The organism is [Clostridium] ammoniilyticum (assembly GCF_025566905.1).
GTDB classification, from domain to species: domain Bacteria; phylum Bacillota_I; class Bacilli_A; order Erysipelotrichales; family Coprobacillaceae; genus Faecalibacillus; species Faecalibacillus intestinalis.
The window spans coordinates 1-10,349 of the sequence record NZ_JAOQJR010000028.1; the positions used below are offsets into that span (position 1 = coordinate 1).

12 protein-coding genes, 2 tRNA genes, 1 pseudogene and 1 other annotated feature are annotated in these 10,349 nt (G+C 29.5%); of the genes and pseudogenes, 12 read left to right on the plus strand and 3 right to left on the minus strand.

Going from position 1 to position 10,349, the window contains the following annotated elements; translation table 11 throughout:
* The 8 genes from OCV55_RS13840 to OCV55_RS13875 all read left to right on the plus strand — a co-directional run.
* Positions 1-789, plus strand: a 789-nt coding sequence (locus tag OCV55_RS13840) for an RNA-guided endonuclease InsQ/TnpB family protein (RefSeq protein ID WP_147580913.1), incomplete at its 5' end; no start/stop codon positions are given.
* A gap of 456 nt (positions 790-1,245) precedes the next feature.
* On the plus strand, positions 1,246-1,791 hold the full coding sequence (locus OCV55_RS13845) for a type III toxin-antitoxin system ToxN/AbiQ family toxin (protein ID WP_147580914.1): 546 nt from the start codon (positions 1,246-1,248) through the stop codon (positions 1,789-1,791).
* Between the two features lie 63 nt (positions 1,792-1,854).
* Positions 1,855-2,739, plus strand: a complete 885-nt coding sequence (locus tag OCV55_RS13850; protein ID WP_119362913.1) for an ROK family protein — start codon at positions 1,855-1,857, stop codon at positions 2,737-2,739.
* Between the two features lie 10 nt (positions 2,740-2,749).
* Positions 2,750-3,421 (plus strand): beta/alpha barrel domain-containing protein, encoded by a 672-nt coding sequence (locus OCV55_RS13855; RefSeq protein WP_032091681.1) that lies wholly within the window; start codon positions 2,750-2,752, stop codon positions 3,419-3,421.
* Positions 3,422-3,494: 73 nt separating this feature from the next.
* Positions 3,495-4,382 carry a thymidylate synthase gene (gene thyA / locus OCV55_RS13860; RefSeq protein WP_147580915.1) on the plus strand — a complete coding sequence of 296 codons (888 nt, stop codon included), beginning with the start codon at positions 3,495-3,497 and terminating at the stop codon, positions 4,380-4,382.
* Positions 4,382-4,852 carry a dihydrofolate reductase gene (locus OCV55_RS13865; protein WP_147580916.1) on the plus strand — a complete coding sequence of 157 codons (471 nt, stop codon included), beginning with the start codon at positions 4,382-4,384 and terminating at the stop codon, positions 4,850-4,852. Before thyA ends, OCV55_RS13865 begins: the two co-directional genes overlap by 1 nt.
* 4 nt (positions 4,853-4,856) lie before the next feature.
* A complete protein-coding gene (locus OCV55_RS13870; protein WP_032091679.1) occupies positions 4,857-5,570 on the plus strand; it encodes a lysophospholipid acyltransferase family protein in 714 nt (237 codons plus the stop codon).
* Entirely contained in the window at positions 5,570-6,226 is a 657-nt protein-coding gene (locus OCV55_RS13875) for an alpha/beta fold hydrolase (protein WP_147580917.1), read from the plus strand. Before OCV55_RS13870 ends, OCV55_RS13875 begins: the two co-directional genes overlap by 1 nt.
* Before the next feature lie 289 nt (positions 6,227-6,515).
* Here the strand turns inward: OCV55_RS13875 and OCV55_RS13880 are convergent, their stop codons facing one another.
* Genes OCV55_RS13880 through OCV55_RS13890 form a run of 3 tightly spaced genes read right to left on the minus strand, consistent with a single transcriptional unit; the run spans position 6,516 to position 8,865 of the window.
* Positions 6,516-6,977 carry an HD domain-containing protein gene (locus tag OCV55_RS13880; protein ID WP_117851907.1) on the minus strand — a complete coding sequence of 154 codons (462 nt, stop codon included), beginning with the start codon at positions 6,975-6,977 and terminating at the stop codon, positions 6,516-6,518.
* The gene (locus OCV55_RS13885) at positions 6,974-8,284 is read right to left on the minus strand and encodes an RsmF rRNA methyltransferase first C-terminal domain-containing protein (RefSeq protein ID WP_118348102.1); all 1,311 of its coding nucleotides are present in this window, start codon (positions 8,282-8,284) and stop codon (positions 6,974-6,976) included. The genes OCV55_RS13880 and OCV55_RS13885 overlap by 4 nt, the downstream gene beginning before the upstream one ends.
* Positions 8,284-8,865, minus strand: coding sequence for a hypothetical protein (locus OCV55_RS13890; RefSeq protein ID WP_022001187.1), 582 nt, complete (start codon positions 8,863-8,865; stop codon positions 8,284-8,286). The genes OCV55_RS13885 and OCV55_RS13890 overlap by 1 nt, the downstream gene beginning before the upstream one ends.
* A 104-nt stretch (positions 8,866-8,969) precedes the next feature.
* On the opposite strand from OCV55_RS13890, the gene OCV55_RS13895 reads away from it, so the two are divergent.
* The 4 genes and pseudogenes from OCV55_RS13895 to OCV55_RS13910 all read left to right on the plus strand — a co-directional run.
* Positions 8,970-9,473 (plus strand): hypothetical protein, encoded by a 504-nt coding sequence (locus OCV55_RS13895; RefSeq protein WP_147580918.1) that lies wholly within the window; start codon positions 8,970-8,972, stop codon positions 9,471-9,473.
* A 68-nt stretch (positions 9,474-9,541) separates the two neighbouring features.
* Positions 9,542-9,628 (plus strand) — tRNA-Leu (locus OCV55_RS13900).
* Positions 9,629-9,633: 5 nt separating this feature from the next.
* Positions 9,634-9,707, plus strand: a tRNA-Gly gene (locus OCV55_RS13905).
* 96 nt (positions 9,708-9,803) lie between these two features.
* Positions 9,804-10,045, plus strand: a binding site (T-box leader).
* Between the two features lie 55 nt (positions 10,046-10,100).
* A pseudogene (locus OCV55_RS13910) lies at positions 10,101-10,349 on the plus strand (3-deoxy-7-phosphoheptulonate synthase); the annotation flags it as partial.

A 10,349-nucleotide genomic window follows, 5' to 3' on the forward strand; every position in this document is an offset into this window, starting at 1 on the left:
AACAACAATATTCTTATTGGTAAAAATGTCATAAAGCTTCCTAAAGTTGGAATGGTCAAAGCTGTTATTCATAAGCTGCCTAAAGATGATTGGAAGCTTAAATCCGTTACTGTCTCTCAAGATAGTGTCGGTAACTATTTTGCTTCCGTTCTTTTCGAATATGAACAGGAAGACATTCCATCTGTTTCCAAATCGAGTACAAATGCTATTGGACTTGACTATAAATCCGATGGACTTTATATGGACAGTAATGGGAATAAAGCAGGAGTTCATAAATACTATCGAGAAAGTCATAAGAAGCTTGCTAAACAACAAAGAAGACTTTCACGAAAAGCAGGTTCTAAAAAGAATGAAACAAAATCAAGCAACTATTTTAAACAAATGAGAAAAGTAAACAGAATCTATAGAAAAATAGCGAATCAACGTCTCGACAGTCTTCATAAGAAATCTACTGAGATAGCCAATCAGTATGATACCGTATGTGTCGAAGACTTAGATATGAAAGCTATTGGAAATAAAGGTTTTGGCAATGGAAAAGCGACCTTTGACAACGGTTATGGAATGTTTCTTAATATGCTTGAGTACAAGCTTAAAGAAAGAGGTAAATATTTTGTAAAAGTTGACAAGTGGTACCCTTCTAGCCAAATCTGTCATTGCTGTGGAAGTGTAAAAAAACTCGACCTAAAAGACCGAGTTTATACATGTGATTGTGGCTATACTGGAGACAGAGACCATAATGCAGCAATCAACATACTTACAGAAGGATTGAGAATTCTTCAGTCCTTATAGATAAATTATAAAAGTAGGCTTGGGACGAGCCAAACTTATACGCTTGTGGACACTGTGTAAGACCTATAATGTATTGTCATTAGAGGCTGTAGTGGTTGAAGCAAGAATCTCCGACTTCTAAACGAAGTGTAAGTCGGAGTAGTTCACTTATTGTCAATACCATGGAATCCATGTATTAAAAATAGATGAATAATCTTAATAAATCAATTGTATTTTGAGACAAAAATTGCTATTATAACAGTGGAGAAATTGTCTTCAAAAATCAGGAGATTCCCTGCCAAATAGTGGGAGCTAAAAAATCAGGAGATTCCCTGCCAAATAGTGGGAGCTAAAAAATCAGGAGATTCCCTGCCAAATAGTGGGAGCTAAAAAATCATAGATTTCTTATAAGAAATCAAATACTTATACGAAGAGAGAACCTCTTCGTTTTTTTATTATCTAAAAGGAGCTATATTTATGAAATTATATGAAATTGATAGTCAATATATGGAATATTTATACAAAGCAGATTCAAAAGTTTTAATACATAATAGTGGAAATCATCAAAGAAAATTTATTGCTATAAAAGTATTAATAAATGGTTATAAGTATTTTATTCCCTTATCTTCACCTGATAAAAGAGATTATTATAATGATCAAGATGGTCATAAAAAAGTTCAATTTACACGAGTTCCAACTATTAAAAGAATATTTAATGGGAATCCAACGGTTGAATCATATCTAGGAAAGTTATTATTTAATAATATGATTCCTGTTCCTGAAGGATGTTATCATGAGTTTAATATTTTTTTAGAAAAAGATTTAAAGTATAAGAGATTATTAATAAATCAAGTTCAGGTTTTAAGAAGTTTTAAAAATCAAGAGGATATATTGAGACGAGCACAAATTGTTTATAAACTGAAAAAAAGAAAATCTTCTTATAATTATATAAAATTAGCAACGGTTGATTTTGAATTATTGGAAAGAAATTATGATAAATGGAATAAGGTGTTTATAAAATAAGGATGTTAATGATTTGTTCAAAAAAATATACTATAATAATATAAGAAACGAAAGGAGAAGCTTATGAAAAAATATTTAGCGTTTGATGTTGGGGGAACATCTGTCAAATATGCTGTTGTAAATGAAGAAGGAGGAGTGTCTTCATCAAATAAATTTAAAACACCAGATACATTAGAAAAAATGTATCAAGAAATAGAAAATGTAGCTCATGAATATCAAGATGTAGAAGGAATTGCTTTATCAATGCCAGGAGCTGTTGATAGTGATGGTGGTATTATTTATGGTTCAAGTGCTATCGATTATATTCATGGTCCAAATATTAAAGAAGATTTAAAACAACGTTTAAATAAAGATGTTGAATTTGAAAATGATGCTAACTGTGCAGCCCTTGCAGAAGTATGGAAAGGTGTTGCATGTCATGAAAATGATTGCTGTTTTATTGTTAGTGGAACAGGAATTGGTGGAGCAGTTATTAAAGATCGTCATGTTCATCATGGAAATGCATTACATGGTGGAGAATTTGGTTATATGATTATGAGATATGATCAAGATGAAAAGAAATATTATACATGGTCAGATGATGGATCAACTGTTGCGGTAACTAAAAGAGTGGCTAAGGAACTAGGCGTTGATTATCATACTTTAGATGGTAAAGAAGTTTTTGATCAAGCGGATAATAATGAAGTTTATAAAAAATATGTTGATGAATATTATCGTACTCTTGCAATGGGTATTTATAATTTACAATATGCTTATGATCCAAGCATGATTATTATTGGTGGAGCTATTTCATCAAGAAGTGATTTATTAGATAAAGTCAATGAACAATTAGATATTATTTTTTCTCAATTAACGCATGCACATGTACGACCAAATATTAAAGTATGTCAATTTGGAAATGATGCGAATTTAATTGGAGCAACATATCATTATATTCAAAGACATTAAGGAGGATTTTATGAATAAAGCAATACCTAAAATCAATACCCAACTTAGAAGTCATACAATTCTTGTACCTGAAGTTTATCGTGAAGCTACAGGAGTTTTAATTAATGGAAAAAGAATTAAATCATTGGTTTTTTCAACAGATGTAGCGGTGATTGCTAATTGTAATGCGGATGCTGTTATTGCGGTTTATCCTTTTACACCAACAATTCAAATTACAGAAGCAATTATTTCAGTTGCTCAAAGACCTGTTTTTGTTGGTGTTGGTGGTGGAACAACTGCCGGTAAACGTGTTGAATCGATTGCTTTAGATGCAGAGTTACATGGAGCAACAGCTGTTGTTTTAAATGCACCAACAACAACTGAATTTGTTCAAAATCTAGCAGATGATATTGATATTCCTGTTGTTTTAACAATTGTTTCTTTAAATGAAGATTTAGAAAAAAGAATGTTACATACGAAAGCAAATATTATAAATGTATCTGGAGGAAAAGATACTGTTAAAATTGTTAAAAAATTAAGAGAAATTGATCCTAATTTCCCTATTATTGCTACTGGTGGACCAACAGAAGAAACAGTTAGAGAAGTTATTCAAGCAGGAGCAAATGCTGTAACCTTTACACCACCTACAAATGGTGAAATCTTTAAAGGAATGATGGAAGAATATCGACATAGATATGATTAAGAGGAGAAATCCTCTTTTTTTGTAGATGACAATTGAAATGATTTTCTATATAATTGACAAAGAGGTGAATGAAATGAAACAATATTTAGATATGTGTCAATATATATTAGAAAACGGTCAAGATAGAGATGATCGTACAGGAACAGGAACACGTAGTGTTTTTGGTTATCAAACACGTTATGATTTAACAGATGGTTTTCCTTTACTTACAACAAAGAAAATGTTTTTAAGACCTATTGCTGAAGAATTATTATGGTTTATTAAAGGAGATACTAATATAAAATATCTTGTTGATAGAAATGTGAAGATTTGGAATGAATGGCCTTATGAAGCTTTTAAGAAAAGTGAAGATTTTCATGGAGAAACTTTAGAAGAATTTGTTGCTAAAATCAAAGAATTACCAGCAGATGATCCATTTGTTGTTAAATATGGTGAATTAGGACCAGTTTATGGTAGACAATGGCGTAATTTTAATAATGAAGGTGTTGATCAAGTAGCAAAACTTGTTGATTCATTAAAAAATAATCCATTTTCAAGAAGACATATTATTTGTGCCTGGAATCCAGCAGAAGTTGATGAAATGGCACTTCCACCATGTCATGCTTTCTTACAATTTTATGTAAGCAATGATAAAAAATATTTAAGTTGTCAATTATATCAAAGAAGTGCAGATACATTTTTAGGAGTGCCATTTAATATTGCATCTTATGCTTTATTTACAGCAATGCTTGCTCAAGTATGTGGGTACAAACCAAAAGAATTTGTGCATACTATAGGAGATGCTCATATTTATAAAGATCATTTTGATGTTGTTAAGGAACAAATTTCTAGAACTCCTTACCCTAAATGTCAACTTATTTTAAATCCAGAAGTTAAATCTATTTTTGATTTTACAATAGATGATATTAAAATTGAAAATTATCAATCTCATGGCAGACTTGTTGGAAAGGTGAGTGTCTAATGATTTCTATTATTGTAGCAACAGACGATGATTTATTAATTGGTAAAAAAGACTCTTCTAATGGAATGCCTTGGCATAATAAAGAAGATTTACAACATTTTAAAAAAACAACACTTCATCAAACAATTTTAATGGGAAAAACAACATACATGGCAATAGGAAGACCACTTCCTCATAGAAAAACAATTGTTGTAACCCGTGGTGAATTAGATGATGAACGTGTAGAAGTAAGACATGATTTATTAGAAACGATTCAAGAATATAAAAATAAAAAGGAAGATTTATTTATTTGTGGAGGGGCTTCTATTTATAAGCAAGCACTTCCTTATGTAGATGAACTGATTATTTCTAGAATACCAGGAAAACATGAAGGCGAAACCTATTTTCCAAGTTTTGACGAATATAATTTTCAATTAGAAAAAGAAACACAAATGGAAACATTTGTCTTACAAATCTATAAAAAGGGATGATGATATGAAAAGAATTATTTTAGTTGTCTTAAGATGTATTTTTAAATTACCTTATTGGTGGTTTTATAAATTAAAACAATATCAAAATAAAGAAAAATATCCAACAATTGATGAAGGATATCAATTTATACATAATGTTGCTGATGAAATTGTTAAAAAAGCAAGAGTAGATTTAGAATGTTATGGTTTAGAAAATCTTCCTCAAGAAAATGGATATCTCATTACTCCTAATCATCAAGGATTATTTGATATTGTGGCTGTTTTTAAAACACATGATAAAACAGCTAAATTTGTATTAAAAAAAGAATTAGCATCTACAATTTTAATTAAAGATGTTGTTAAAACATTAGACTATTATGCTTTAGATCGTAGTAATATTAGAGATGGTGCCAAAATGGTTAAAAACGTTTCTAAAGAAATAGAAGCTGGTATGAATTATGTTATTTATCCAGAAGGAACACGTTCTCAACAAGGTAATAAAATAGGTGAATTTAAAGGTGGAACCTTTAAAATTGCTTTAAAATCTCATTGTCCAATTGTTCCAGTAGCAATGATTGATTGTTATCAAGTATTTGATAACAATACAATTAAACCCGTAAAAGCACAAATTCATTATTTAAAACCAATTGAATATGATGAATATAAAGATTTAAAAACACCTGAAATTGCTGCTCTTGTTCAAAGTAGAATTCAAGCGTGTATGGATGAGTATTGTTAATGTTTATACATGTAAATGGTGTGCGCTTGTTTTATGAAAAACAAGGAACAGGGAAACCTTTAATTTTACTTCATGGAAATGAAGAAGATCATCGTATTTTTGATGAAGCTATAGAATTATTAAAAAAGCATTATACTGTTTATGCTGTTGATTCTAGAGGACATGGTCAAAGTGATAAAGTTCTAGAATATCATTATCTAGATATGGCAAAGGATATTCAAGAAATGATTGAACAACTTGAATTAAAAGATGTTTCTTTAATGGGAAGTAGTGATGGAGCAATTATTGGTTTATTAATAGGAAGTCTTTATCCAAAACTTGTAGATCATTTAATTCTTGCAGGAGTCAATGTTAAACCCAATGGTGTTATATTAGAAATTTATCAAGAAATGAAGGAACAATATCAAAAAACAAAAAATCCTTTAATTAGAATGATGTTAGAAGAACCTCATATTTCTAATCAACAACTTCATCAAATAGAAGCTAAAACATTACTGCTTGCAGGAAGTGATGATTTAATTAAATTAGATCATATTGAACGTATTTCACATCATATTAAAAACTGTGAGTTTAGAATTCTCGAAGGAGAAGATCATAGCAGTTATATTATTCATAACAAAAAGATTGCTAAAATTATATTAGAAGAATTAAAATAAAGGGGATGTTACGAAATAATTTAAATCGTAACATCCTTTTTTGTTATAAATTCTAACTAAAAAATAGAATATTGATATCTTATCAATAATATTTATTTCCTACTAATTAATTCCTCGAATGTTATAGTTGAGGAATTGTTGTAATTAGATACAATTGTTTCTTATAGTAGAATAATTGTATTATAAAGATACTTGAAATTTCTATTTTTAATGTCTTTTTATTTTACAAAAGAAAAGACTGTTGTTTTTTATTTGTCAACAGTCTGAAATAAAGAACCAATAAGGTTCTTTATTTGTTAAGAAGTAATGATGCTTTTTCAATATATTTTTGATGATATTCATCAAAAATACAATCAGGATCATGATAATAAGTTTCTAAAACATCACACATTTTAAGTAGTTCACTATATTGATCATGAACTTTATTTTTAGTTGAATGATTTTTAATAGCTTGAACGATAATATCTATTTCTTCATTTTCAAACAATAAACTTTCTTCTAACATCTTTCTAGCAAGTTCACTTGAAAGTTGAGCGTGATTAAATGAGGTATTGTTTTTATAAACGGAATAATCATGTAAAAGTCCCATAATAGCGCATAGTTCACAGTCTAATTGTACATACTGACTATAGGCAATACATAAGGTTGAAACGCCAAATAGATGACGATAGCCTTGTCTTTTTTTGTTTCCAAAACAGTTTTTTTCAAGTTCTTGATATACGATTTTTTCAATTTCTAAATATCTTTTCATCGTCTAAGTCCTTTAGGATATAAATTTTTAACTTGATTATTACTTTCTTTATAGAAAGAAAGTGGATAACCATCTACAAAAATAACACCATAGCCTTTTTGATTATTTCCTTTCAAGGTTAAACCAGAAAGATAATCTTTTACTTCTTGACTATCACATTTAAAATTATAAGATCTTTTAACATCTTCTTTATTTAAAGTAAGAGCAAGTGAAAGACTTGGTTCAAATCTTCCTTTTTTACATTCTCCTAAATAAAGACCATTTCTTAAAACTTTGATTGGAAGTTCAGGAAAATGATTTAAAATAGCATAGACATGATTATTTGATTGATAAAGATAAGGTGGTACAGGAATATTTAAGTTTTCTTGATAAAACTTTTGAACAAGTTGTAGCTGTTCTTTCTTTAAATTTGGTTTTAAGATTTTTTCTTTTGAAATAGCTGTTTCTGTTGTTTTTTGTAACATGGCTATAAATTGTCCTTCACCACGATTAATGTGAGGATACATTCTAATGGTTCCTTCAATAAAACCATCAGACATTCCTTCTTTTTTATTAATTGGAAGTAATTTCATACCTAATTCATTGATCATATATTCAACTTGTTTTTCATTTTCATCTAAAGAATAAGTACATGTAGAATAAATTAAAATGCCATCTTTTTTAAGCATCTTATATGCTTGATCAATTAAGTTTCTTTGAATATAAGCACACTCATTTATCTTTTGCATTGACCAAGTATCAATTGCTTCTTTATCTTTTCTAAACATACCTTCTCCAGAACAAGGAGCATCTAAAATGATTTTATCAAAGAAACTTTCAAATTTCATTTTTAAAGGATCACAATTCGTCACAATTGTATTTTTTAAACCAAATCTTTCAATATTACTTGATAAAATAGAAGCACGTAATTTAGAAATATCATTAGCAATCATTAATCCTTCATTAGAAAGACGGCTGGCAACATAACACGTCTTACCTCCAGGAGCACCACACATATCTAAAACATAATCATTTTCTTTAATATCTAAACAAGCTGCTACGCTCATAGCACTTGGTTCTTGAATATAATAAAGTCCACACATAAAATAAGGACTTTTCCCTAATGGATAATGAAGATAATCAAAATAATAACCACCATCTACATAAGGATGTTTTTCTATATATTGATGATTTAAATGATTTAAAACATCCTTTTTTAAAGGATTTAAATAAAATCCTTTAACTTCATTTTCATTTAAAGAATTAATAAAAGCATCAAAATCATCTTTTAATAATTCTTTCATTCGTTTAATAAATAATTCATTCATTATTTTTTCCCCTCAATAAAATAAGTTGCTTCCATATCGGCAACACTTAATGCAAAAGCAATAGGAAACATTTCAAAAGCTTTTCCAACATTTCTAGCATCTTCATTTCCAGAAAAGCCCATATGATATCTAATCGCAAAGGCTTCTTCTCTTGTAAGACGCATATACCCACTAATCATATAAACACTTTTTTCACCATGACCATAAGGCAATTGATCATCATATTCATAGTTTGGTACTTGAATCCATTGACCATCTTTTTTAACATTACGTGTTCCCTTTTTATAACAATTAATTTTACATAAATCATGTAATAATGAAACAATCGCAATTGTTTCTTCACTATAATTCATTTGATATGTATCTTTCACTCTTTCTCTTTGAAGATAATCTTTCAAACAATCATATACATTTAAACTATGTTCAAGTAATCCACCATCATAGCTTCCATGAAATCGTGCACTGGCAGGTGCTTCAAAGAAATCAGAATGTGGAGATAATAAATATTCAAGAAGTTTTTCACTTCCAGGTCTTTTTATATTTGTTTTATATAATTCTATAAATCTTTCTTTATTTGTCATAAGCACTCCTCTTTTTTTTATATTTTATCGAAAACATGCTTTTTCTTCAATAAAAGTATGAAATAAAATATCAAGGACATACTAGAAATGAAAGAAGGAATAAAATGAAAAGATATATTATAACTTTGATACTTTTAATAACTTGTACTTTTACTTTAACGGGATGTAGAAATCAAACAACTGATAGTGGTTTTAAAGAAAACGTAGAAATTGCTTGGGATGATGTAAAAGATGATTTTGATCAGATAGATCAAGATGTTGAAAATGATACTTCTAAACAAGATGTTAAAGCCTTAACACAAACAATTTTAGATGGTTATGATAAAATCAAAGAAGGAATTACTCAAGATAATCAAGAAGAAGCTAAAAAAATTTATGAAGCTGCGAGTCGATTAGAGTATATAGAAAAAAATACAGATCAAAAGTTATCAAATGAAGAAAAAGAAATTTTAGAATTAGGAAAGAAAACGAAAACATTGATGATGCATTATTATGGAAATGGGGAAGGTGTTTTTCAAGATGCTGTAGATGATGTAGAAAATGGGATTGATCGTGTAAAAAATTTCACAGAAGAAAAATGGAATGATTTTAAAGATAAATTAGAGTAGGGAATACTCTTTTTTTATTTTTTGCTTGTTTTATAATAAAGGTCTTGTTATAATGATAAGGCACACAAGCCCGAATGGCGAAATTGGTAGACGCAGCAGACTCAAAATCTGCCGGTGTAACAGCTGTACCGGTTCGAGTCCGGTTTCGGGCACCATACTTGCGGGTGTAGTTCAATGGTAGAACTTCAGCCTTCCAAGCTGACTACGTGGGTTCGATTCCCATCACCCGCTCCAAGTGATGATAACATCTCTAATGAGATGTTTTTATTATATTTAAAACAAATGGTTGACAGATGATAACAATTTGTATACAATGTAATCACATTTGATATAAATACTGTGAAAAGAAAGAGTAGACGTTGATCTTTAGCGTAGAGATTTCCTGGTAGGTGAAAAGGAAAGTAGAGATTTTTGTTGAATTCATCTTGGAGTAGAGTGTTGAACAGTTTTAAGTAGGCATCTCCGGTTACACCCGTTAAAGTGGAAGAGTATGATTGTACTCGATGAGGTTAGTATAGTAATATACTAATAAACAAAGGTGGTATCACGAAGCGATAGCTCTCGTCCTTAGAGGATGAGAGCTTTTTTATTTATATCAAGGGAAATGAAGAAAAGGGGACAAGTAATATGATTATTGTAATGAAAACAACAGCATCTAAAGAAGATGTAGAAAAAGTATCAGGATCAGTAGAAAAATTAGGGTTAAGAGTAAATGTTGTAAATGGGGCAACACAATCAGTTATTGGAATTATTGGAGATACAACAAAAGTAGATCCAGAATCGATAGAAGTTGATCCAGCTGTAGAAAAGGTCATGCATGTATCAGAACTATATAAATTAGCTAATAGAGCTTTCCATCCAGAAGACTCAGTTATC